Origin of the sequence: Sulfitobacter sp. DSM 110093 (assembly GCF_022788715.1) — a bacterium.
Lineage (GTDB): Bacteria > Pseudomonadota > Alphaproteobacteria > Rhodobacterales > Rhodobacteraceae > Sulfitobacter.
This window is the reverse complement of record NZ_CP085167.1, coordinates 2,539,031-2,562,037: the sequence shown is the minus strand read 5'-3', so window position 1 is coordinate 2,562,037 and position 23,007 is coordinate 2,539,031. Positions and strand designations below refer to the sequence as shown.

18 protein-coding genes are annotated in these 23,007 nt (G+C 58.3%); 12 read left to right on the top strand and 6 right to left on the bottom strand.

What is annotated here, in order from left to right:
• Window positions 1-87: 87 nt before the first annotated feature.
• From DSM110093_RS12615 to DSM110093_RS12595, 5 genes are all read right to left on the bottom strand, one after another.
• Window positions 88-1,764 carry an amidohydrolase gene (locus DSM110093_RS12615; RefSeq protein ID WP_243265414.1) on the bottom strand — a complete coding sequence of 559 codons (1,677 nt, stop codon included), beginning with the start codon at window positions 1,762-1,764 and terminating at the stop codon, window positions 88-90.
• Window positions 1,765-1,840: 76 nt separating this feature from the next.
• Entirely contained in the window at window positions 1,841-2,860 is a 1,020-nt protein-coding gene (locus DSM110093_RS12610; protein ID WP_243265413.1) for an extracellular solute-binding protein, read from the bottom strand.
• Between the two features lie 20 nt (window positions 2,861-2,880).
• On the bottom strand, window positions 2,881-3,684 hold the full coding sequence (locus DSM110093_RS12605) for an ABC transporter permease (protein WP_243265412.1): 804 nt from the start codon (window positions 3,682-3,684) through the stop codon (window positions 2,881-2,883).
• Window positions 3,677-4,588 (bottom strand): ABC transporter permease, encoded by a 912-nt coding sequence (locus DSM110093_RS12600; RefSeq protein ID WP_243265411.1) that lies wholly within the window; start codon window positions 4,586-4,588, stop codon window positions 3,677-3,679. The genes DSM110093_RS12605 and DSM110093_RS12600 overlap by 8 nt, the downstream gene beginning before the upstream one ends.
• A gap of 3 nt (window positions 4,589-4,591) precedes the next feature.
• Window positions 4,592-5,665, bottom strand: a complete 1,074-nt coding sequence (locus DSM110093_RS12595; RefSeq protein ID WP_243261281.1) for an ABC transporter ATP-binding protein — start codon at window positions 5,663-5,665, stop codon at window positions 4,592-4,594.
• A gap of 136 nt (window positions 5,666-5,801) precedes the next feature.
• Between DSM110093_RS12595 and DSM110093_RS12590 the strand changes: the two genes are divergently transcribed.
• The 9 genes from DSM110093_RS12590 (at window position 5,802) to DSM110093_RS12550 (ending at window position 16,446) form a co-directional block, all read left to right on the top strand.
• Window positions 5,802-6,599: a helix-turn-helix transcriptional regulator gene (locus tag DSM110093_RS12590; RefSeq protein WP_243265410.1), complete on the top strand. Its 798-nt coding sequence runs from the start codon at window positions 5,802-5,804 to the stop codon at window positions 6,597-6,599.
• Between the two features lie 166 nt (window positions 6,600-6,765).
• Window positions 6,766-7,101 carry a hypothetical protein gene (locus tag DSM110093_RS12585; protein ID WP_243265409.1) on the top strand — a complete coding sequence of 112 codons (336 nt, stop codon included), beginning with the start codon at window positions 6,766-6,768 and terminating at the stop codon, window positions 7,099-7,101.
• A gap of 14 nt (window positions 7,102-7,115) precedes the next feature.
• Window positions 7,116-9,059, top strand: a complete 1,944-nt coding sequence (locus DSM110093_RS12580; protein WP_243265408.1) for a cellulose biosynthesis cyclic di-GMP-binding regulatory protein BcsB — start codon at window positions 7,116-7,118, stop codon at window positions 9,057-9,059.
• Between the two features lie 6 nt (window positions 9,060-9,065).
• Window positions 9,066-10,958 carry a glycosyltransferase family 2 protein gene (locus DSM110093_RS12575; RefSeq protein WP_243265407.1) on the top strand — a complete coding sequence of 631 codons (1,893 nt, stop codon included), beginning with the start codon at window positions 9,066-9,068 and terminating at the stop codon, window positions 10,956-10,958.
• Complete coding sequence (locus DSM110093_RS12570; protein ID WP_243265406.1) at window positions 10,955-12,370, top strand: hypothetical protein; 1,416 nt, start codon at window positions 10,955-10,957, stop codon at window positions 12,368-12,370. Before DSM110093_RS12575 ends, DSM110093_RS12570 begins: the two co-directional genes overlap by 4 nt.
• A 4-nt stretch (window positions 12,371-12,374) precedes the next feature.
• Window positions 12,375-13,340, top strand: coding sequence for a response regulator (locus DSM110093_RS12565; protein ID WP_243265405.1), 966 nt, complete (start codon window positions 12,375-12,377; stop codon window positions 13,338-13,340).
• A complete protein-coding gene (locus tag DSM110093_RS12560) occupies window positions 13,327-15,330 on the top strand; it encodes an ATP-binding protein (RefSeq protein ID WP_243265404.1) in 2,004 nt (667 codons plus the stop codon). Before DSM110093_RS12565 ends, DSM110093_RS12560 begins: the two co-directional genes overlap by 14 nt.
• Complete coding sequence (locus tag DSM110093_RS12555; protein WP_243265403.1) at window positions 15,327-15,686, top strand: response regulator; 360 nt, start codon at window positions 15,327-15,329, stop codon at window positions 15,684-15,686. The genes DSM110093_RS12560 and DSM110093_RS12555 overlap by 4 nt, the downstream gene beginning before the upstream one ends.
• Window positions 15,687-15,750: 64 nt before the next feature.
• The gene (locus tag DSM110093_RS12550; protein WP_243265402.1) at window positions 15,751-16,446 is read left to right on the top strand and encodes a hypothetical protein; all 696 of its coding nucleotides are present in this window, start codon (window positions 15,751-15,753) and stop codon (window positions 16,444-16,446) included.
• Here the strand turns inward: DSM110093_RS12550 and DSM110093_RS12545 are convergent.
• The gene (locus tag DSM110093_RS12545) at window positions 16,443-17,372 is read right to left on the bottom strand and encodes a LysR family transcriptional regulator (RefSeq protein ID WP_243265401.1); all 930 of its coding nucleotides are present in this window, start codon (window positions 17,370-17,372) and stop codon (window positions 16,443-16,445) included. The genes DSM110093_RS12550 and DSM110093_RS12545 overlap by 4 nt on opposite strands.
• A 158-nt stretch (window positions 17,373-17,530) precedes the next feature.
• Between DSM110093_RS12545 and DSM110093_RS12540 the strand changes: the two genes are divergently transcribed.
• The 3 genes from DSM110093_RS12540 (at window position 17,531) to DSM110093_RS12530 (ending at window position 22,961) form a co-directional block, all read left to right on the top strand.
• Complete coding sequence (locus tag DSM110093_RS12540; RefSeq protein WP_243265400.1) at window positions 17,531-18,517, top strand: zinc-dependent alcohol dehydrogenase family protein; 987 nt, start codon at window positions 17,531-17,533, stop codon at window positions 18,515-18,517.
• 174 nt (window positions 18,518-18,691) lie between these two features.
• Window positions 18,692-19,885 carry an efflux RND transporter periplasmic adaptor subunit gene (locus tag DSM110093_RS12535; protein ID WP_243265399.1) on the top strand — a complete coding sequence of 398 codons (1,194 nt, stop codon included), beginning with the start codon at window positions 18,692-18,694 and terminating at the stop codon, window positions 19,883-19,885.
• Window positions 19,878-22,961, top strand: coding sequence for an efflux RND transporter permease subunit (locus DSM110093_RS12530; protein ID WP_243265398.1), 3,084 nt, complete (start codon window positions 19,878-19,880; stop codon window positions 22,959-22,961). The genes DSM110093_RS12535 and DSM110093_RS12530 overlap by 8 nt, the downstream gene beginning before the upstream one ends.
• The last annotated feature ends 46 nt before the right edge of the window (window positions 22,962-23,007 follow it).

The window sequence follows — 23,007 nt, the reverse complement described above, 5'->3', positions numbered from 1 at the left end:
CCCTCTTAGCCAGTGACTAGACGGATAAGAGCTTGGCCTGTTTCAGATGCTCTAATCCAGATCTCTGAATCTCGGCTTTCGTTGCATTTATCTTTGAAACGTCAGCTCACCGCCCATGATGGTCGCGCGGGCCTCGGCATTTGTGATCTGCGCGGGGGGCAACTGGGTCAGATCATGGCTTAGCACGGCCACATCGGCGTCCATGCCGGGTTTGAGCCTGCCACGTGTGTCTTCGGCAAACTCAACCCAGGCGTTGTCGCGGGTATAGCTTGCCAGCGTGTCTTCTAAGCTTTGGCTCTGATCCGCCCATTCTTCGCCAAGATCCAGCGGCGCAATCGCGGCTTTGATGGTGCGCATGACATCTACAGGGATCACTGGCCAATCGGTTGAAAAGACGACCTTTGCGCCGCTTTCTCGGATGGATTGCCATGCATAGGCCCCCGCGATCTGATCGGGGTGCAGGTAGTTGGTGACACCCTCTGGCGGGAAGATATGGCCAAGCGGGGCGTGACCCGGTTGCAGTGACGCGACGATGCCCAACTTAGATAGACGGGGCAGGTCGTCCAGATGCATTACTTCGATATGTTCAATCCGGTGGCGGCTGTCGCGTGTGCCATTGGCCTTTTGCGCGGCCTCAAAGGCATCAATGGTACGCCGCACAGCGGCATCGCCGATGGCATGGACCGCGATCTGAAAACCGAGCCTGTCTGCTTCCACGCAGGCGGCAACAAAATGCTCTTGAGTAAAGACCTCATCGCCGGTGTTGCCATCTGCTCCCAGATCGCCGGGATAAGGGCGCAGCATCAGCGCGGTGCCGCTTTCGATCACGCCGTCGATGAACATTTTCACATGGATACAGCGCAGCTTGTCGCCGTGGTAATCGGCGCGCATGGCGGGGGCTTCGTGGCCGATCCGCTCAACGGGGTCGGTGCCTTTAAGGTGAAAGGGCACGGTGCAGCGGCAGAGCAGACGGCCTTCGGTCTCAAGCTCGGACAGCAGTTCAAGCTGGTAGCGGTTGCCATCCATCAGGTGCAGGCCGGTGATGCCTTGCGCGGCGCAATGAGCAAGGCCACGAGCGATGACATCTTTGTCCATCTCGCGTTGCTGTGCGGTCGCGGGCGGCACCGGGTCTTTGCCGCTGGTCAGCCCCAGCATATCGCGCCCACCGTGGCGGGTGAGGGCAAGGACCGGACTATAGGCTCCGGGCTCCAGCAGTTCACCGCTTGCCAGTCCATCCGCGCCCATGACGATTTCCGAGCCCGCATCAACGGTGCCACCTTCCAGCAGCCCGGCGGCTTTCAGCGCGGAGGTATTGGCCCAGACGGTGTGATGGTCAGGCGCGAACATGGCAAGGGGGCGGTCGGGCAGGATGGCATCCAGATCCTGCCGCGTCAGCGTGCTGCCGGTGCCAAGAATGCCGTAGTCTGCCATCACGCAGAATAGCAGCGCGTCGTTCGGGTTCGCGTCGGAATAGGGCAGGATCAGACGGCGCATCTCGTCCAAGCCTTCTACGCCATAAAGGTTGAGGTATTCCAGTTCGACCGAGCCACCAAAGAGATGCACATGGCTGTCGATGAACCCCGGCAACACGGTGCCGCCCTGCGCGTCGATGACGCGGGTTTCGGCTCCAATCTGGGCCATCACCTCGGCGTCAGTGCCGACATGGGTGATCTTACCGCCTGAAATCGCGAGCGCCTCAGCTTTGGGCTGGGCGTCATCGAAGGTCATCAAGGCCCCGTTGTGGATGACGATATCTGCCGGCATGAGGTATTCCTTTGTCTTGAGTGGGGGCCGTTGAGGTGCAGACGGACCAAAGCCCGCCTGCATCTATCTTCGCCGCTTACTTCTGAAGGTCAGTCCAGATCGCGGTGTAGAGCTTTGTTGCCTCGGGTGGGCAGACTTTGGCCACATAGGCCGCCGATTTCAGATCTTCCGGCACCACAACTTCGGGGGCGCTTTTCATGTCTTCGGGCATGAACTCTTCCGAGCCTTTGATGCCGTTCGCATAACGCGCGAATTCAGACAGCATCGCAGCGTTTTCCGGATCCATCACGAAATTGAGAAAGGTTTTCGCCTCTTCCACATTGGTCGCATCGGCAAGGATCGCCGCATTGTCCATCCAGACGGGGTAGCCTTCTTGGGGGTAGCCAAAGGCGATGTCTTCGTTCTGGTTGCGTGCCCGGAAGGACGCGCCGTTCCAGTTCACCCCGGCGGCGAGGTCACCCTTGGCGTATTTCTCGATGTTGCCATAGTCCATCGACAGCCAGTTCGGCTTGGCCGCGCGCAGGATGTCGCGGACCTCTTTCAAGACCTCTTTGTCGGCGGTGCATTGATCGCCGCCCGCATAGTGGATCGCCATGCCCATCACGTCGTTCATCTCTGGCACCACGTTGATCTTGCCTTTTAACTCTTCTGGCGGGTCAAAGATCACGGCGGCGGTGTTGATGTCGCCGCTATAGACTGCGGTATTGACTGTCACACCAACGGTGCCCCACTGCCACGGCACGGTGTAATTGCGGCCTGGATCGAATTCGACATCGACCCACTGCGGGTCCATGTTTTTGAAGTTCTCCATCTCGTTGGGTTTGCTTTCCATCAGCAGCCCTTCACCGATGAAGATCGGCACATAGGTCCCCGACGGCACGACAATGTCAAAGCCATGACCGCCCGCCTTGATCTTGGCCAGTGCGGTATCGTTGCTGTCATAGTCGGTGATCGTGACCTTGATGCCGGTCTCTTTCTCGAACTTCTCGATCATTTCCGGGCTGGTGTAATTGCCCCAGTTATAGAGGTTCAGCTCCCCTTCGGCCAAAGCTGGCCCGGCAAGGATAAGGCCGATCGCTGTCAGTGTCTTTTTCATCTTAAGCTCCCTTTGGTTGATTATTTTTTGGTTCTGCTGAGCAGGGTATAGGCGATCACCATCAAGACAGAGATCATCAACAATACGGTCGAAATCGCGTTGATCTCTGGCGTCACCACCCGCCGTAATTGGCCCAGCATGTAAGTTGGCAGCGTATCCTGCCCGGCGGATTTAACAAACTCGGTTATCACCACATCATCAAGGCTGATGACGAATGCCAACATCGCCCCCGCAAGGATGCCAGGCCAAAGTTGCGGCAGTGTCACCCGGCGAAAGACTTGAAAGGGTGTGGCGTAAAGATCGGCTGCGGCTTGCTCTAGGCTGAGGTCCATCCCCTGTAACCGTGCGCGGATCGGCAGGTAGGCGAAGGGGATGCAAAAGGCCGAATGCGCGATAATCAGATACATCAGACCGGTGTAGCCGGTAGCGACCTTGATCGTGGCAAAGAAGATCAGCAGCGCCACGGCTGTCACAATCTCGGGCACCATGAGAGGTTGGTGGATCAGCGCAAAGATCGCGGTTTGCCCACGGAATTTGCGGTTGCGGGTGGTGGCGAGTGCCGCAAGAACCGCAGCCGTCGTGGCGATGGCGGCAGCAGACAGCGCGATAATCAAGCTGCGCACCGTCGCCTCTTGCACCATCTCATTGTCCCAAGCCGAGACATACCAGCGCCACGAGAACCCCTCCCAAATCGCGATGGAGGTGCCTGCGTTGAAGGAATAGACCACCAAGAGCACGATGGGCATGTAGAGCATGACGAAGCAGGTCATGGCGATGCCGGAAAAGCCCCTGAGCTTGCGAATGTCAAAACCGCGTTTAGCCATGTTTTACCTCCTCATTCCCCGCCGCGCGGACATAGGCCAGAAGGGCCACCATCACGATCGCCAGCAGGGTGATCGACAGCGCAGCGCCCAAGGGCCAGTTGCGGCCCTGTCCGAACTGCAATTCAATCAGATTGCCCAGCATCAACTGGTTGCCGCCGCCCATGACGCGCGGTGTCACATAGGCACCCAGCGATGGCACCAGCACAAGGATCGACCCCGCGATCACCCCCGGTTTGACCAGCGGCAGGATCACCCGGCGCAGCACGTTGAACCGGGTGGCGTAAAGGTCATACCCTGCCTCGACCAACCGGAAGTCCAACCGCTCAAGCGCGGCATAGATCGGCAGCACCATCAGCGGCAGGTAGACATAGACCATGCCGAGGATGATCGAAAACTCGGTAAACAGCATCTGGATCGGCTCATCAATGATGCCAAGTGCGATCAGAATGCTGTTGATCGTGCCCTCGTTGCGGATCAACTCCAGAATGGCAAAGGTGCGGATCAGCAGGTTTGTCCAGAACGGGATGATAATCAGCAACATCCAGAATTCGCGCTGTTTCTTGGGCCGTGTCGCGATAAAATAGGCCGTCGGAAAGCCAAAGAAGAGACAGGCGATTGTGGTCAGGACGGAAAGTTTGACCGACCGCCACAGAATGCTGAGATGCGCATCTGACCAGCCGAGCGTGTCATCAAAGATGTCGCGCTGCATCAAGACGCCAAACCATGCGTCGGTCGAAAACTCCCACTCCACGCCGCCGTAATCACCGGGGGTCAGGAAGGAATAGAACAGCGTAATAAGCAGTGGGCCACTGGCGGCAAAGATCAGGATGATCAGCGCCGGGGTCAGCAGCAGCCAGCGGTTGCGTGCAGCGCGTTGCGAGACGGTGTTGGATAGCTCTGCCATGGCTTAATCCCTCAACACTTGGGCGGCCCCGGCGGGGAAGGTCAGTCCGACCCGATCACCGGTTGCAAAATCATTGCCATCGGCGGGGGAATTTTGGCGCCGCAGGACAAAATCGCTGCCATCGTCGAGGGTGACATGGAAATGGGTATCGGTCCCGAAATAGACCACTTCGCGCAACGTCCCGGCAAGCAACCCCGCGCCATCGTCGGTCAACTCGGCGTGCTCTGGTCGCAGGGCCAGCGTGACCTTGCCTTGGGCCCCATCGCGCGCATGTGCATCAACCTCTTGCCCCGAGGAGAGACGCAGGCGCGTCACCTCGCCGCTGTTAGAGATCACCTCGGCCGGTAGGAAATTCGTATCACCAATGAAATCAGCGACGAAACGATCAGCGGGGCGATCATAAATCTCGCGGGGGCGGCCAATCTGACGAATGGCACCGTTCGACATGACCGCGATCCGGTCTGACATGGTCAGGGCTTCTTCTTGGTCATGGGTCACAAAGATAAAGGTGATGCCGGTTTCAGTTTGCAGGCGCTTCAACTCTAACTGCATCTGTTTGCGCAGCTTAAAATCCAGCGCGCTGAGCGGTTCATCCAGCAATAGGATTTTGGGGCGGGGAGCCAAGGCGCGGGCCAGTGCCACACGCTGTTGCTGCCCACCAGAGATTTGCCCGGTCTGGCGGTCGGCGAGATGAGACATCTGCACCAGTTCCATCATCTCGCCCACTGTCGCTTTGACAGATGCTTTGGGGGTGCCAAGCATTTGCAGCCCAAAAGCGATGTTTTCCGCCACAGTCATATGCGGGAAAAGCGCGTAGTTTTGAAAGACAGTATTGATCGGGCGTTTATAGGGGGGCGCGTCAAGCAAGCTTTCCCCAAACATGTCCAGCTTGCCCGAGGTCGGATGCTCAAACCCCGCGATCAGCCTCAGCAAAGTCGTCTTTCCACAGCCCGATGGCCCTAGCAGCGTGAAAAATTCATTGTCCTGAATCTCAACGTCAATACTTGCCAATGCTTCTACCGGCGGATTGCCGGGATATACCTTGCGCAGTGATTGTGCGGTGATTGCCTTGGTCATTGAACCCCCTGTCAGTTCGGCCTGCGATATTTGATCAAACAAGCGCATACCCGCATGATTGCGGCAATGGGCGTGACAATATATACCCCCACTGGGGTAGTAAATTTGACCATATTGCCCGAAATGTGAGTATTTCTTGAGCGATAATCTGACAATAAGCGAGGTTTCCCTGCTCCGCGACGCCATGCAGGCGGTCGGCACCCCGGCCTTTTTCGACGTCTATCAAGCACTGTTTCGCGCGAGGGTGGCCTTTGGCACCTTTCTGATGATGCGCTTTGATCCCGGTCAGCCGCCCAGCTTGTTGGACCATTGGATCGAGCCCGGCCGCCTGCGCCCCACGGCCCTGGCTGAGTATCTGGAAAGCACCTATGCCTTTGACCCGTTTTTTCAGTATCGGGACCGTGTTGAGGGCGGTGGCGTATTTCGTCTGTCGGAGGTCGCGCCAGACAGGTTCTTCTCCAGCGAGTATTACCTGCAATATTACCGGGGGTCGGGGCTGTGTGATGAAGTTGGCCTGCTGGCCCCGGTGGCGCGGGGTGGGGTGGCGCATCTATCTATGAGCCGCCGCGATGCCCAAGGGCCGTTTCGCCGGGCAGAGTTACGGTATTTGCGCAAGTATGCCCCGCTGTTGCTGGAGCTGTTGACGCAGCATTGCAACAAAATCTCCCCGGCGGCGCATGACAGGCTGGTTGCAGCGCGCCCGCCTTTGGCTGATTTGATCCGAAACTACGCCAAGGACGTGCTGCAATTTGCGCTCACCGCCCGCGAGGCGCAGATTGCAGGGCTGGTTTTGCAGGGGCACTCCAACGGTTCTGCCGCCAAGACGTTGGAAATCGCGACTGAGACCTGCAAGGTGCATCGCCGCAACCTATACCGCAAACTTAACATCTCGTCCCAGCGTGACCTCTTTGGTCTGTTCAAACATCTGCTTTGACCTGCGGCAGCTCAGGGTCTGCCTAAATTGGATCGGCAGATACACCATTATTTTTCTGTGGAAATCTCAGGAAATGCTGTATTGTGCCATAATTTTGACAGCTTTCGGACATTTAAAATAATCTGGCTGTTATTGCTCCTTTTCGGGGAAATAAGAAGGACACTCTGTGGCACCAACCGAGACATATGAACAACGTGTTGCCGCAACACGAAAGCGCTTTATCGAAGGGCTGCCAACGCGAACGCAAGCCATTTCCGACACGCTGCGCGAGGCGGAAGGTGTTGATCCATTGGAAACGAAGGTGCGTAAAGTTCATCGCATGATGCATGATCTAGTCGGAAACGCAGCGATGCTTGAATACACCGAAATTGAAGATTGCCTGCGCAGGGGGCTGCGCGTGGCGGAAGAGGCTGATAATAATGGTTCTACCTTGTCAGCAGATGAGGTCCGTATAATTGAAACCGCCTTAGCCGATGCCAATGACGTCGTTGAAAAGATATAAGAGAGCCCCCTCCCATGAAGTATCCCGCAATCGGTCTTTTGGCGGCCCTGCTGCCGTTTCACGTACACGCGCAGACGACTGCTACCGATGAAGGGGCAAGCGTAACGGCACCTCAGTCCCAAGAGGGACTGATTTCGCGCGAATTCGATCTGACGGAGCTTGGGTTTCAGAACGGTCTTTCGTTCCGCCAATTGTCGGGAAATGCGACCATCTTTATCCCGCTACCCAAAGCGGGGGCCTTGAATTCGGGCACTTTGGAGCTGGAGCTTAATCACGCCTCAACCGCCGAGGTGGATCGCTATTTGCAGGTTTCTGTCGGCGGCCGACCGGTGTCATCCCAAGCTTTGCCAGATGGGGCAGGGCGTCTTAGCGTGCCGGTACCACTGCGCCCCGAAGATGTATCAGGTGGCTTCATCGCGGTTGGCCTTTCCTATTCCGGCGCGTTCAGTGATCGGGTCTGTGTGGATGAACGCGCCTCGGGTGACTTTCTTGAGATCGCGGCATCGTCGTCTGTCACGTTGCAACTGGATCAGGCGGCGGTCGACACTTCGACAGCCTTTGCAGGCCTACGCCCAGCCGATACACGCCTTGCCATCAACGGCAGCGACTCGTTGGCGGCCTTGGCCGCAGCGACTCGCGCCGCCGCGCTTTTTGACGCTGAAGCAGGGCGCTTGCGTTTCGGCCCGGCAGAGGACAATGCCGCAGGCGCATGGTCTGAAGGGGTTATCCAGCTTGATGTGACCTCTTCGGGGGCGGCCAGCGAGATGACTGTCGACAGCCAGTCGGGCATGCCCGTGCTGAACTTGCGTGGCAGTGACCCGCAGGTGGGGCTGTGGCAAATGGTTTCGGAATGGTCGGCCCTGTCGAACAGCGATGCAACCGTGGTAGAGGTGGCCGAGGGACCAGTCATGTTTGACAACCGTCTGCCGCTTGCCGGATTGAACGCCGATCTGAACCCGCGCGCGGTGGTATCGACCGAAGATTTCTTGATCCCGTTCCAATCCTCTGACCTGCCGGTTGGAAAGGCCGTTTCCGGTGTAAGCCTGCAAATCGCTGCCGCACTCGACCCCGAAGGGCGGGGGGCCACGGCGTCGGTCTTCCTCAACGATTCACTTTTGGGCAACCGCCCGCTTGGCAGTGGCCAGCCAGAGCAGTTGAGTTTTTCGGTTCCCAAAGGGCTTTTGGGCCGCGATAACTTGCTGCGCGTGTCGATCCAACGTCAGCCCACGGGCGGGGAATGTCGGTTCAAGCCTCAAGGCTACCCGGCGCAAATCCTTCCCGGCAGCGCGCTGGTGCTCTCCGATGCAGAGCCACAGGACCGCGATTTCTTCTCGCTTCGGCAGGAGTTTGGCGATGGGGTTCAGGTCGTGCTTGACCCTGAGCTGTCGCTTGACTTCGAGCAGGTCTTGCCATGGCTTGCAGGTGTTGCTGGCAGTGTCATCCCAGACCGCGCGTCCATTTTGCCGCGTCCTTCGGTCGACGCGCTGGAAACGAACGACCCGTTCTTCGTGATCTCTGACCAAAACCCCGGCGATGGGGAGCCGCTTATTACCTTTGATCAAGGCCGGATCGAGGTTCGCGATACCCAAGACAACCTGATCTATTCAGGTGAAGACCTGTCGCGCCTTGGCGTGGTGCAGATCGTCACCCGCGGTGAGACGCGCGGCCTGTGGCTGCGCCCCGGCAACGGCCCCGCGCCCGAGCTTACAGCGCAGACGCCCATGGTGCTGGACCGGGGCGATCTTGCTCTGATCGGGCAGCAGGGGGTGATCCTTGCCACTGCCACCGACCGCAGCCCACTGGTTGACGTCGTCTATCCTGACCGCACCAGCTTTGCGCAGATGCTGGCCAAGTATCGCCCTTGGATCGTTGGGGGCATCTGGGTGCTGGTGACGCTGCTTGTGCTGATCGTATTCCAGCGTGTCTACCGCGCCCGTCGCGGCAAAGACGAGACGTAAATCACCATGGCGTTGGATGCCGAAAGCGAAGCCATCGGTTCGCTGCTGCTTGACCGTGGCGCGCTGACGGTTGAACAACTCGACGCGGCAGAGGATCTGGCCGAAGACTGGAATGTCTCTTTGGTTAAGGTTCTTTTGTCGCGGCGGTGGCTGACGGCGCATGACCTCTACCGCGAGATTGCCTTTTACCATGGGCTAAAGCTTGTCGATCTGATCGAAAATCACCCGGATGATGATTTGATCCGGCAGTATGATCCGGTCAGCATGAACAACTACATGACGGTGCCGATTGGCCGGGCAGAGGATGGCACGCTGACGGTCGCCACCTCACGCCCCGGCCCGCGCACGCTGCTGCATATCCGTGAGACCTATGGCACCGGTGTCAACATCGTCGTTGCTTCGCATTTCGATGTGTCATGGTCGTTGCAACGCGCATACCGCGAGAAACACTCCCATGAGGCGGTCTTTGCCTTGGCAGAGCTGGACCCGGATATGTCGGCGCAGAATGTCGTGACGCCGCCACAAATCTTGGTGATTTACCTCTTGGTCTCGGCCCTGTTGCTGGGGATGGCCTTTGCACCAGTGGGCACGCTGATCGTGCTGAACGTCTTTTTGACGATCTTCTACACTGGCAACTTCCTATTCAAAGCGCTGTTGGTTTGGCTGGGCGGCGCGGCGCAGGAAACGTCATCGCGGGCCATCGCGGCTGAGGCGTCGCTGCTGCGCGACGAAGACCTGCCGATCTATACCGTGCTGGTGCCGATGTTCCGCGAGCCCGAGGTGCTGCCGATTCTTGCGCAAGCTCTGCGCAACCTCGACTACCCGCTGGCCAAGCTCGACATCAAGATCGTGCTGGAAGAGGGCGATCACGAGACGATCGACGCGGCCCGCAAGCTGGACCTTGAAGGCGTGTTTGAAATCATCCGCGTCCCGGCCTCGCATCCGCAGACCAAGCCCAAGGCCTGCAACTTTGCGCTGCGTTATGCGCAGGGCGATTTCCTCGTGATCTTTGACGCCGAGGACAAGCCAGAGCCGGATCAGTTGAAAAAGGTCATCGCCGCCTTCAACCAATCCGCGCCCAATACCGCCTGCATCCAGTGCCGGTTGAACTATTACAACGCGCGAGAAAACTGGCTGACGCGGATGTTCACCTTGGACTATTCGCTGTGGTTCGACCTGATGCTGCCGGGGCTGGAGCGGTTGGGCGTGCCTATTCCGCTGGGCGGCACCTCGAACCACTTCCGCATGGACGTGCTGCGCGAGTTGAACGCATGGGATCCCTTCAACGTGACCGAGGACGCCGATCTGGGCATTCGTCTGACGCAGAAGGGCTACCGCGTCGGCGTCATCGATTCCACGACCTTTGAAGAGGCCAATGTCTCGATCCCGAACTGGGTGCGCCAACGCTCGCGCTGGATCAAAGGCTATATGCAGACCTTCCTTGTGCACAGCCGCAGGCCGATCCACCTGTGGCAGTCAGTCGGCACCGCAGGGGTCTTTGGCTTTATCTTTTTCATCGGTGGCACGGTGCTTTCGGGCCTGCTGAACCCGGTGTTCTGGTCGATCTTTGCCATCTGGCTGATTTTCGGAACCGAGGTGATTACCCCTTATTTCCCACTGCCGGTGCTTTACCTTTCTTTGGTAAACCTCTTGGCGGGCAATGGGCTGCTGATCTACCTCACCATGGTTGCCCCCTTTAGGCGCAGGTGGACCGATCTGGCCCCTTGGGGGATCACGGTCGTGGGCTATTGGGTGTTGATGACCGTCGCGTCCTACAAGGCGCTGTCGCAACTGATCTTTAACCCGTTCTACTGGGAGAAGACCCAGCACGGCCTGTCAAAACACACAGCCAATGAGGTCGCCGAAGCCAGCGCCGAAGCGACGGAGGCAACGCAATGATCCGCGCCGCCTCTTGGTCCGTTGGCTTTGTCGCGCTGACATTGGTGCTGCTGCTCAGCCTCGGCTGGACCGAGGCAAATGGTTTTATCTCGATGGACGTGACGGACCTTTGGGCCAAGTCCATCGTACAAATCGAAGGCCCGGCGCAGTTCAAAGCGACCGATGCCTTCTATCCTCCTGTGCCCTATGCGCTTTCCCTTTTGGGGCAGGCTCTTTTGACGGGCACGCAGGTGCCTGTGCCTTTTGTCCTATCCGCTTTGGTGGGCGCGGGGCTTTTGGTTCTGTGGTTTCTAAACCTGCGGGATACGGGGCGGTTCTCGGGTTTTACCTCGGTCATTCTAGTGCTGCTTTTGGCGCTAAACCCGTTCTTTCTGCGTGCATTAGCTGATGGGCCAGAGATGATGTTCTGCATCTTGGGCACATGGCTTTTTGCGCGAGGGATCGTCAATCTGCGCCTGACCGGCAATGCGCCCGATATGATGAAAGTGGCAGTGGGGCTGCTGGTTGTCGCCTTGTCGGATAGTTTCGGGCTGATGCTATGCCTTGGGGCGATGCCCTTTATGATCGTGGCAGCGCGGCCCAGCATGATTGCCGCCTCGTCGACAGGCTATCTTGTCGCGATGTTCTACCCTGTTGCTGCGGCTGTGGGGTCATTGATGTTTGTCAGTCTGATCTTCGACAGCCGCCTTGTTCCGCTTTTGTCAGAGACGGTGGTGCCGCTTACTTCGTCGCAACATATGATCGTTTTGCTGGGGCTTTGTCCTGCGGCACTGGTTGCGATATTGCGCAACATCCAGATGCCACGGCTGTTTATGCCGTTGCTGGCCGCCGTGGGCGCGGTACTTGGGGGATATACCCTCAATACATTCTTCCATGTCGAAGGGGACCCGGCGATGGCGATTGCGCCCATGCTGGGCGTTCTGGTCGCGGCCATCCGTTTCTGGCCGAACCTGTCCCTACGTGAACCGATTGCTATTGCTTTGTTGTCATTCTCGCTGGTGTCATCCGTGCTGGTCACACGCTACGTTGCCCATGACGAGACCCGCAATTGGGCTAGAGCGATGGTCGGATTTGAGAACGCAGCGTCGAGACCGGACCAAGAGGTCATTTCATTCTTGCGCGACAAGTCAGAAATTATGGTAGACGTTGAAAAAAATCCCGAAATCGTCATCGGGTTTGGTAGCGTTGACCAATTGGTGATCGCCGGGCAACCATCTTACGATTGGGCGCTTGAAGGGGGCGTGCCGCGGACAAGGTACATCGTGGTACCGCGGCAGGCAGAGGGGCAGGCCACAGCAGACAGAATTCTGCGTAGATTCCCGCAGCTAAAGCAATCTAAGCTGCCGGGATATGGGGAGGTTTTTGAAAACAGCCAGTGGCGGGTTTTCGAAAGAAGTAACGAGTGGAATTGATAGTATGAGCCAACGAATTATCGCAGTTGACGACTCTGACATTGCGCAAGAATTTATCAGCGCGACCCTCGCAGAGCTTGGGTTTGAAGACGTCGTTAGCTTCGTTGACCCACGTGTCGCGCTCAGCGCTATTGAACGCGAGGAGGCAATTGCCGATCTGATCCTGATGGACATCATGATGCCCGATATCGACGGTATCGAATTATGCGCCCGTATCCGTGCTTTGGAAAAATGGAGCGACGTGCCGATCATCATGTTGACCAGCCGCACAGATATGGGATCGCTTTCTGAGGCCTTTCTTGCGGGGGCCAATGACTATGTCACCAAACCTTTCAACAGGATTGAGCTTCAGGCCCGCATGCGCAGCTGTCTGCGCCTGAAATCCGAGTTGGACCGTCGCCGATCTGATGAAACACGCGGCGCCCGCCGCCGTTCTGCGCAAGCAATCGTTGAGGCCACTTTGCCAAGCATGTTGGGCAGCAAAGCGGGGTTTCAGGCCAATCTTATGGCGCTGTCACCGGCCATGCAAAAAGAACTTGGTTTGATTGTTTTCCGGATCGACGGTGACCGGGACCAATCTGACGCGGCGCGGGTGCAGCGACAAGAGCTTCAGCGTCTTGTGGCAGGGCTGTTCGGCAAGGTCGACATTCCCGCGCAGGACAGTCTAGCCCATTGGGAAGACGATCTTTTTGTCTTTGGCACGCTCCACGCAGATCGTGCGCAGCTTGAGCAACGCGCGCAACAGTTTATCAAACATGTGGCAGGGGCGTCGGCCAGCGTCAAAGAAGGCTGGACATCCCGTCGATTGACCGTCAGTGCCTGCATTGTTCCGCCCTCTGACGCGGCCGTGGCCTCCTCGCTTGCGCGGGGAATTCAAGGCGTAGAGAGTGCGGGAAAAACGGGCGCGCCGGGTATGATCTCTTTCGCCTCCACCGACATAGGACACCTACAAGAGAATGGTCAGCACTGAGCTCGCAAACAAAGACGAGGCGGAAACGTCATCGGGTGCACAAACTCTTTTCTGGGGTCTGATCTCTACGGTCGTTGTGCTGTATTTCATCGGGCTCGCGTTTCTGACGTGGTCTGACTACAACCGTGCGACCACCCGCGCGGAAGTGGAGCTAGAGCATTTTGCGGAGCTCTATGAGCAGGCCGTTGATGCCACCCTGTCGGTTGCGAATGTGAGGATGTGGGGGCTGATCGATGAACTGTCGACGGCGATGCTGGATGATCCCGACCAGTTTGAAGCCCAATATGGCGCGCTGATGAATTCCGCAGTGGAGGAAATTCAACAGGTTGATGCGCTCGTTCTGATTGGCGCTGATGGTGTTGTGCTTTGGGCCACAGTCGAACCATTGCTGGGGCAGTACCTTGGGGATCGCGCGTATTTTCAGGCCGCAGTTGGGCTTGGCGTTGATGGCTATACCGTCGGAGTGCCTATTCAGTCACGCGCAACCGAACGTCGCATCACGCCCATTGCATGGCCCTTGATCGGCATCGACGGACAGGTGCGGGGGGTGTTGGCCTCTTCGCTGGGTGAGGACTATTACGCGGAACTTCTTGCAGCTGATGGGGTTCAGCAAGACATGTTTGTCGAGGTTGTCACCGCCAATGGGGAACGTGCCTTTTCCTCGGGCCGGGCGCAGCGTGATCCCGATACGCCTGTGTTTCGCGCACGCAAGGAAATCCCGGCGCTTGACCTTTATATTGACGTGACCCGTAGCAAAGAGGCGGTTTTGCGCAGCTACTGGCAGCGCACCTTGGTCTTTACTGGCCTTGCGACGATTTTGTTTCTGACAGTGATCAACGCAGCGATCCGCGCCCGTGCTCAATCGACAAAATTAGCGCAAGCGCTGCGCAACTCTGAGCGCGACCGTGAGCGGATCCGTGTGGCGCAGAGCGAATTCGACGCCATTTTTGAGAACGTCGGTGACGGGCTTATCGTTTACAACGACAACAACAAGCTGCACCGCTCCAACCGCAAAGCGCGGGAACTCATGGGGGTTTCTTCGAATATCAAAGCTGTTGAACAGCTGCGCAGCATGATCCCACCGTTCTCGCAGATGGACGAAGAGGTGGCGATACACCGCATTCATGTCCGCAACGCCGAGAATGAAAGCGTGGCGGTGCAATGCCGCGTGATGAAAATGCATCTGCATGGCGATTACATCGCTTATAACGTGCTTCAAGATATCTCAGCCGAGGAACGTCTTGTGGCGGCACGAACGGCTTTTGTGACATCGGTAAACCATGAATTGCGCACACCGCTTACGTCGTTGGCCGGGTCGCTTGAGATTCTGCACGACAGGTTTGGCGAGACGATGCCTGCGAACGCGGGCAAGCTGTTGTCGATGGCGACCCGCAATGCGGATCGGTTGCTGGTGCTGGTCAATGACATCCTAACCCTTCAGGCGATCGATCAACAGCAGCTAAGCATCCAGACAGAACGGGTTTCAGTGTCCGAAGTGTTGTCAGAGGCGATTGCGGCCAACACGGGCTATGGGGTGAACCGCGATGTTCAGCTTGGCATCCATGGTGGCCCTAACGTTTCCGATGCCGCCTATGTCCAAGTTGACACGGTTCGGATGCAGCAGGTGTTTTCGAACCTGATTTCCAATGCGGTTAAATATACGCCGCGCGGCGGAACAGTGAAAATTGGTGCGGAGCTGGACGAAAACACGGTCACCTTCTATGTCTGCGACGCTGGTCCGGGTATCCCCAGATCCGCGCATGATCGTATGTTTAAAAGGTTCGGGGACCCCGTCCATTCCCGCGACAACCAAGCGAGCGGGACAGGGCTTGGGCTGGCCATCACGCGGGAGTTGGTGATGCGACAAGGTGGCGATATCAGCTTTCAAACGCGGTCCGCCGAAGACGGTGATGAAAATCCCGGCACCACATTCTTTGTGCGTTTGCCCCGCGACGATGACGCCGCACCTACACAAGGAACGCCCGTATGAGAGTTCTATTTGTCGATGATGAAGATGACATCCGTGAACTCATTGAGTTTGCGCTGATGACCGAAGATGACATCGAGCCTACATTCGCAGCCACGGGTTTCGACGCGATTGCAACGATGGAAACCCAAGCGTTTGAGGTGATCATGCTGGATGTCATGATGCCGCCCCCCGACGGGATGGAGGTATTGCGCTGTGCACGGGCCAACGCTGATTTGGATGATACCAAGATCGTTATGTGCACGGCCAAGACATCGCATGAATCTGAGAAGACGTTTCGCGCGCTCGGCGCGGACCATATCCTGCATAAACCGTTCAAGCCGCTCAAGCTGGCAGAATATCTACGGTCTATCGCTTAACACTGATCGCCCAGCCCCAAGCGGCCCTGAAAACGCGGGATTTATTATGCCTAGAACAGTAAATATGCCTTCTGCATCCAACGCGCGCGTCAGCGCGGGTGTTGTGTTTTCTGCGGCGTTCGCGGCACTGGCTCTGGCGGGGAATGAGGTGGCATCTGCTGCTTGGCCGCGGGGCGAAGACAAAAGCTTTATGACACTTTCATATGAATCGACCGTCGATGGCCCTGATTTCGGCGATTTCGGTTCGTTTTATTATGAATATGGCCTGACCGAAAAACTGACATTTGGCTTGGACATCGGCAAAAGCCAAGATGCCGGGCAAGTCAACGCCATCGCCTTTCTGCGCTATCCTTTGGAACTGACGAACGGCGATGATGTCTTTGCCGTCGAACTGGGGCTTGGCTGGGCTGAACGCGACAGCAGCGCGGTCGCCACGTTGCGGCCCGGCTTCTCTTGGGGGCGCCCGGTTGAGGGGACTTGGGGCAGCGGTTGGCTTGGGGTCGAAAGCACATATGCGCTGTATGAAGACGGCGGCAGTCTGGGCAAAATCGACAGCACCTTTGGCATCAACCACGCCAATGGAAACCTGTCGATTTTCAAGCTGGAGTTCGCGGCCCCCTCTGATGGCGATGAAACGCTGGCTTTCGTGCCTTCGCATGTGGTCAAAGTTTCTGAAAACAGTTTTCTAGAGTTCGGCCTTTCGCATGAATTCACCGAGTCCGTGACCAAGATGAAGCTTGGGGTTTGGCATAGTTTCTAAACGGGCGCGGCGCTGCCTGCTTGGTCACGCCAATCGGGCCGGTTGCCTAGGTTTGCGATCAGAAAATCGATGAAAAACCGTGTTTTCGGGGTCAGCACATTAGAGCGCGGGTAGACCAGCCAAAGCACCGAATGGTCATTCATCCGCCAGCCCGGAAGAAGCCGCACCAGCTGCCCCGATGCGAGCTCCTCCGACACGCTCCACAGTGAATTGATGGATATTCCGGCGCCCGCGATCGTCGCCTCGCGCTGCGCATCCCCATCATCCAGAATGGCACGACAGATCATGTCGCTGGGGGTCACCGTGGCAGCCTCGCCGCCCGGTCCGATTAAGGGGCGCGGGTCAAGGTCGCTCCATGCGATGAACTGATGATTTTGCAGTTCGGCGGGGGTTTGGGGCATCCCATGGGTTTCCACATAAGACGGCGCCGCACAAAGAACGCGGGTGTCGTCGGCCAGCTTGCGGCCCCGTAGGCTGCTGTCGGTCAAAGGCGCGCTGCGCAGTGCAAGGTCAAAGCTGCCTTCGATGGCGTCAAACCGGGTGTCGGACAGGCGCAGATCTAATGTCAGCTCGGGGTAGGTCTCATGAAATTTCGGCAAAAGCGGCATGATGTGACGCTGGGCAAAGCTGCTGGGGGCTGCGAAACGCAAGATGCCTTTCGGCCCTGCTTTTGTACCGCCAAGAATGGCCCGCGCGGCATCGGACTGCGCCAGAATTTCCCGCGCGTAGGGCAGGAAATCCGAGCCATCAAGCGAGAGCGAGACCTTCCGCGTGGTGCGCCGCAAAAGCTCGACCCCCAATTCTTGCTCTAGTTTGGCAAGCCGTGCGCTGGCCACGGCGGGCGCAATCCCCAAGGCGCGACCGGCAGCAGAGATGTTGAGCAATTCAGCGGCCATCACAAAAAGGCGCAGGTTGTCGGTGTCCATAGGTATCGTATCCTCAAAGCGCTCAGCAACCTTTGCTACATTACTGCGGTCTGCATTATATTCAATGTGAAGAAACTGAACTCACAATTGGCCTAATTATCTGAGGCTGGCGGCTGGTCTATATCGTTCTCAACGCAATGTTAACGGGAGAGACCCCCATGAAGTCCATGACCCTAACCAGCTACGGTGCCGATGCGCCATTTGTCGAAGCCGATCTGCCACGTCCCATGGTAACCCCCGGCCACGTGGTGCTGCGCGTCAAAGCGACCAGCGTGAACACCATCGACACGATGATCAAAGGGGCGGGCAAAGACCTGCCGTTGTCGCCCGATCTACCTGCCGTTCTGGGTATGGATTTTGCTGGTGTGATCGAAGAGGTCGGCGAAGGCGTCACAGGTTTCGCTGTCGGTGACGAAGTCTATGGCTGTGCGGGCGGCTTGGCCGATTTGCAAGGTGCGCTGGCCGAATTCATGCGGGCGGATGCGCGTCTGATCGCTCATAAACCAAAAACTCTGTCGATGCGGGAGGCCGCCGCTCTGCCGCTGGTTGGCATCACTGCTTGGGAAGGGTTGCAGCGCGCTGGTGTCTCGGCAGATCAGAAGGTTCTCGTGCAAGGTGGCGCGGGCGGTGTTGGCCATCTGGCCGTGCAACTGGCGCGGCATCTGGGGGCAGATGTTTCCGCAACCGGCACCGGGGATGACCAGCTTTCGGTGATCGGCGGTTATGGCGCATGGCCAATTGATTTTATGGATGAAAAGATCGAAGATTACGTCGCCAGCCACACGCAAGGCAAAGGGTTTGACGCGGTGTTCGACACGGTGGGCGGGGCGAACCTGACCAACTCTTTCGCCGCCACTGCGTTGAACGGTCATGTCGTCACGACCGTCGCCTTGTCTGAGATTGATCTTTCGCCTGCGCATTTTAACGGGTTGTCGCTGCATATCGTCTTTATGCTGTTGCCGATGCTGCATGACGTGAACCGCGAGGTGCATGGCGACATCCTTGGCAAGCTTGCCAAATTGGTGGACGCGGGCACGGTGAAGCCATTGCTGGATGACGCGACATTCACACTAACCGAGGTCGGCGACGCCTATGCGCGCCTGCAAAGCGGCAAGGCTCTGGGCAAAGTGGTTATCGAAGTCTGAGCCTTTTGGGCTCTTCCTCAGCACCAAATCCAAAGCCCCGCTGCAAGTTTCTTGCGGCGGGGCTAATCTGTTTCGGCTCAGGAAAAGAAAAGCGAAAAATCTGCATTTTTCAGCGACGGAAATTTCCCGGCCCTGCGTATCAGCTTCAAGTCGGCTAACCGGGAAGAGATTGCGATGAAGCGAATTGCGGAGTTATTGCTCGGCCTGATGGCCGTGGCTGCTGTGAACTATTGGCTCTTTGGGGATCGGCTGATGCCGTCTGAAGGTGTAGTTGCGACGGAAGACATTGGCGCAGGTGCGGCTGCGGATGGGCGTCCGGGTGGAGGCCGACCGGGCGGTGGGCCTCCGGGTGGCAACCGCGCAGCCACAGTGACCATGCAGCCCGTCGAACTTAGCCCCTATGCATTGGAATATCAGGCCGTCGGCACGGTCGAATCCACCGCACGCGTAGCAGTGGTGGCGGAGGCCAGCGGCCAAGTCGAAGAACTGCTGGTCGCGCCGGGTGACAGGGTGGCCGCAGATGCGCCGCTGCTACGGCTAGAGCAACGGACCCAGACGCTTGATCTTAACAGTGCGAAGGCGTCGCTCGCTGAGGCGGAGAATGCACTGGAACGGGTGGAACGGCTAAGCGCGACAGGGTCTGTGGCCGTCACCTCGGTACAGGTCCAAGAGGCGCAGACGACGACAGACATCGCGCAGGTGGCAGTCGACCGCGCCGAATTGGCGCTTGACCGCCGCATCATCCGATCACCTATTGATGGGGTGGTCGGCCTGATTGACGCGCGCTTGGGTGACTATCTGAACGCCAACGCACATATCACCACCGTAAGCGTGCCCGAGCAGTTAAAGGTGGGCTTTTCCTTGCCCGAACGGGCCGTTGCCGTGCTGGAGCCGGGCCTGTCGGTGGATGTGCTGCTGCCCTCGCGTATCGGGCAGGTATTCAAAGCGCAGATCACCGCGATTGATACTGAAATTGATCCAGTCACGCGGCTTATTGACGTAGAGGCGCAGCTTCAGGGCGATGTCACCGGGCTGCGCCATGGGATGATCGCCAATGTGGTATTGGTAGAAGAGCAAGAGGCGATGCCCGCGATCCCGGCCCTTTCGATCGCGTGGAGCCGCGAGGGCGCGTCTGTTTTCGTGGCCGAGCAAGGCACTGTACGTCGCGTGCCCGTCATCATCCGGCATCGTTTGGATGATCGCGTCTGGGTCGATGGCACGTTGGCTGAAGGCGATCAGATCGTCGTCGAAGGGGTGCAAAAGTTGCGCGAAGGTGGGCAGGTCCAGACGTTGCAACTGGCCCAAGCGGAAACCAAAGAGCGCACAGCGCCTCGGCCCAACGCGCAGGAGCCTTCTGTAAATGAGTGATCCCGCGCCCAAAGCAGGTTTTTCCAGCCTGTTCGTCAAGCGGCCTGTCTTGGCGGTTGTTCTGAATCTATTGATCATCATCGCAGGCGCCGCTGCGTATCTTGGCGTCGATATTCGTGAGATGCCTAACGTTGATCAACCTGTTTTGTCGGTGCGCACCACTTATGAAAATGCTGCGCCTGAGACGGTCGATACCGAAGTCACAGCGGTGCTTGAGGATGCGTTAAGCGCGCTGGAAGGTGTCGAAGCAATCTCCTCCCAGTCCAGCTTTGGCAGTTCGCGGATTACGCTGGAATTGTCGTCATCCGTGGATATCAACACAGCCTCGAATGAGGCGCGCGAGATCGTGGCAGGGCTTAGCCGGCAATTGCCTGACGATCTGGAGCCGGAGGTTAGCAAGAACGATGCAGACGCCGATCCGATCATTCGTATTGCCCTTTATGGCACGGCCAGCCTTGAAGACCTGTCTCGGCTGGCCGAAGACCGCGTTGCGACCGAATTGGGTGGCATTGATGGGATCGCCACGGTCGAGGTCGCGGGCACGCAGGAGTATGAGTATCTCGTGCGGTTGAACATGACTGCACTGACGGGGCGGGGGCTTACGGTTGAGGATGTCTCCACCGCATTGGCACAGCTTGATAACAGCGCGGCACTCGGCACTTTGGAAAGTGCAGATCAGAAACTGACCCTGAAACTCGCCTCAGAAGATGTGTTGGTCGAAGACATCGCCAGCCTGCGGATCGACAAGAATACCCGTTTGAGCGACGTGGCATTGGTGCAGTTGACTGCCGTGGACCGTACGGTTTTCGCGCGGGTGAATGAACAAGCTGCTGTGGCGATCAACGTCTATCGCCAGTCGGTCGCAAATACGCTGACCATCAGCCAAGACGTTGCTGCCGCCTTGGCTGATTTGCAGCTGGATATGCCCGATGGGGTGCAGATGGTCACGACTGCCGATGACGGCATCTATGTCGAACAGGCGCTGAACGAGGTTGTGAGTTCAATCCTGCTGGCCGTGGTGATCGTGGTGCTGGTGCTCTACGCATTCCTGCGCTCGTGGCGAGCGGTGCTAATCCCGGCGCTGACCATTCCGGTGGCGCTGATCGGGACATTGGCGGCGATCTGGATGGCGGGGTTTTCGGTTAACACAATCACGCTGTTGGCCTTGGTCTTGGCCACCGGCATGGTCGTTGATGACGCCATTGTCGTGGTCGAAAACGTTGTGCGCAAACGGCAAGAAGGGTTGGGTCGGTACGCAGCGGCAGCTGAGGGGGCGAACGAGGTCTTCTTCGCCGTCATCTCGACCACGGCCACATTGGCAGCGGTCTTTATCCCGATCTCGTTCCTGCCGGGGCAGGCGGGAGGCATTTTCCTTGAGTTCGGCTTTGTGCTGGCTTTCTGCGTGACGATCTCGTCTTTCGTCGCGTTGACGCTGGTCCCTATGCTGGCCGCCTTTTTGGACCCGGGCCGCACGGGGGAATCCGTTAAGGACGGCGCTGAGGGCGATGCCAGCCTGCTGGGTCGTGGCTTGCTTTGGCTGGTGGACCGGGCGCTCGCGTTGCCGATCTTGGTCGTTGCGTTGGCGCTGTGCTTTGGGGTCTTTTCAATCTCTCTCTATGGCTCGCTCAACAGTGCGTTGACCCCGACTGAAGACCGGGGAGCCTTCATGGTTCGGGCCCGTGCGCCATCGGGCGTGTCATCCAGCTTTACCGATCAGCAAGTGCAGCAGATCGAAAGCATGGTGGCCCCCTATGTCGAAAGCGGTGAGGTCGCGGCGGTACAATCCATCGTCGGGCTTGGCGGGGGGACATCGGCCTTTGTTATCGTGAAGCTTGCCGATTGGGCAGAGCGGGGCCGTTCGCAAGAAGAGATCATGGCCGAACTAAACCGCGAGTTTCAGGCGATCACCGGCCTCACCGTCTTTGCTCGTTCGCCCAACAGCCTTGGCATTCGGGGCGGGGGCTCGGGCCTCACGGCGGCGGTTACGGGGACGAACCCTGCGCTGCTGACCGCGCAGGCAGAAAAGCTGGTCGCCGCCATGCAGGCGCAGCCCGCGCTGTTTTCAAGCGCGCAGCTTAGCGAAGAGGCCTATGTCCCTGAGATTGAGGTGACAATTGATGCCGATCTAGCGCGGGAATATGGGCTGACCCCTTCTGAGATCGACGCCACGATCAGCGCCATGACCGCCGGGGTAGAGGCCGCAGAGGTGTTTCTGAACGGTGAAGAGATCACGGTACAGGTCGAGCCGGGTGGCCGCCCGATCAATGATCCTGCCGACCTCAACACCGTGTCCCTGCGCGGTGATACGGGCAGTTTTCTGCCCCTGTCGAGCGTGGCGCAGTTTGAGCAGGTGGCGGGCCTGTCGCGGGTCAGCCGTGAGGAAGGCAACCGCGCAGTGGCGGTCCAAGCGGCCCTGCCGAGCGGGGTGGACATGGGCGAGGCGGCAGCGGCGCTAGAGGAACTGGCGCGCGATGAGTTGGATGAAGGCGTGACCCTTGTGTTCACCGGCGAAGCGGCCAGCCTAGAGACGGCAGAGAACGGCATCTATATGGTCTTCGCCATTGCGTTTGTCATCGTGCTCTTGGTGCTGTCGGCGCAGTTCGAAAGCCTGATCTCTGCTGCCGTTATCATGCTCGCCGTGCCGTTCGGGTTGGGTGCTGCGGTGGTGGCAATCGCCGTGACGGGCGGCAGTCTGAACTACTACAGCCAGATCGGTTTGGTGCTTTTAGTCGGCATCATGGCCAAGAACGGCATCTTGATCGTGGAGTTCGCCAACCAATTGCGCGAAGCGGGGGCCACGGTTGATGCCGCGATCCGCAGCGCCATGCGCCTGCGTTTGCGGCCTGTGATGATGACCATGGTCTCGACCGTGTTGGGTGGGGTGCCTTTGATCGCAGCCACAGGTGCCGGGGCCGAAGCGCGCATTGCCGTCGGCTGGGTCATCGTGGGCGGGCTTGGCTTCGCCACTGTCTTCACGCTTTTTCTGACGCCTGTGCTGTACCGAATTCTGGCACCGCTCGCCCCGGTGCCTGGCGCCCCGACCCGACAATTGGAGCAGGAGTTGGCTGCGGCGTAAGGCGATGACCAATCCCGCGATCCTGAGTAATTGGGCCGCGTGTTAA

Coding starts and splice junctions, on each gene's coding strand:
- DSM110093_RS12565 (WP_243265405.1), top strand. CDS start 12,375: ATGAGCCAACGAATTATCGCAGTTGACGACTCTGACATTGCGCAAGAA.
- DSM110093_RS12570 (WP_243265406.1), top strand. CDS start 10,955: ATGATCCGCGCCGCCTCTTGGTCCGTTGGCTTTGTCGCGCTGACATTG.
- DSM110093_RS12605 (WP_243265412.1), bottom strand. CDS start 3,684: ATGGCTAAACGCGGTTTTGACATTCGCAAGCTCAGGGGCTTTTCCGGC.
- DSM110093_RS12530 (WP_243265398.1), top strand. CDS start 19,878: ATGAGTGATCCCGCGCCCAAAGCAGGTTTTTCCAGCCTGTTCGTCAAG.
- DSM110093_RS12615 (WP_243265414.1), bottom strand. CDS start 1,764: ATGCCGGCAGATATCGTCATCCACAACGGGGCCTTGATGACCTTCGAT.
- DSM110093_RS12560 (WP_243265404.1), top strand. CDS start 13,327: ATGGTCAGCACTGAGCTCGCAAACAAAGACGAGGCGGAAACGTCATCG.
- DSM110093_RS12535 (WP_243265399.1), top strand. CDS start 18,692: ATGAAGCGAATTGCGGAGTTATTGCTCGGCCTGATGGCCGTGGCTGCT.
- DSM110093_RS12545 (WP_243265401.1), bottom strand. CDS start 17,372: ATGGACACCGACAACCTGCGCCTTTTTGTGATGGCCGCTGAATTGCTC.
- DSM110093_RS12550 (WP_243265402.1), top strand. CDS start 15,751: ATGCCTTCTGCATCCAACGCGCGCGTCAGCGCGGGTGTTGTGTTTTCT.
- DSM110093_RS12555 (WP_243265403.1), top strand. CDS start 15,327: ATGAGAGTTCTATTTGTCGATGATGAAGATGACATCCGTGAACTCATT.
- DSM110093_RS12575 (WP_243265407.1), top strand. CDS start 9,066: ATGGCGTTGGATGCCGAAAGCGAAGCCATCGGTTCGCTGCTGCTTGAC.
- DSM110093_RS12610 (WP_243265413.1), bottom strand. CDS start 2,860: ATGAAAAAGACACTGACAGCGATCGGCCTTATCCTTGCCGGGCCAGCT.
- DSM110093_RS12580 (WP_243265408.1), top strand. CDS start 7,116: ATGAAGTATCCCGCAATCGGTCTTTTGGCGGCCCTGCTGCCGTTTCAC.
- DSM110093_RS12595 (WP_243261281.1), bottom strand. CDS start 5,665: ATGACCAAGGCAATCACCGCACAATCACTGCGCAAGGTATATCCCGGC.
- DSM110093_RS12540 (WP_243265400.1), top strand. CDS start 17,531: ATGAAGTCCATGACCCTAACCAGCTACGGTGCCGATGCGCCATTTGTC.
- DSM110093_RS12600 (WP_243265411.1), bottom strand. CDS start 4,588: ATGGCAGAGCTATCCAACACCGTCTCGCAACGCGCTGCACGCAACCGC.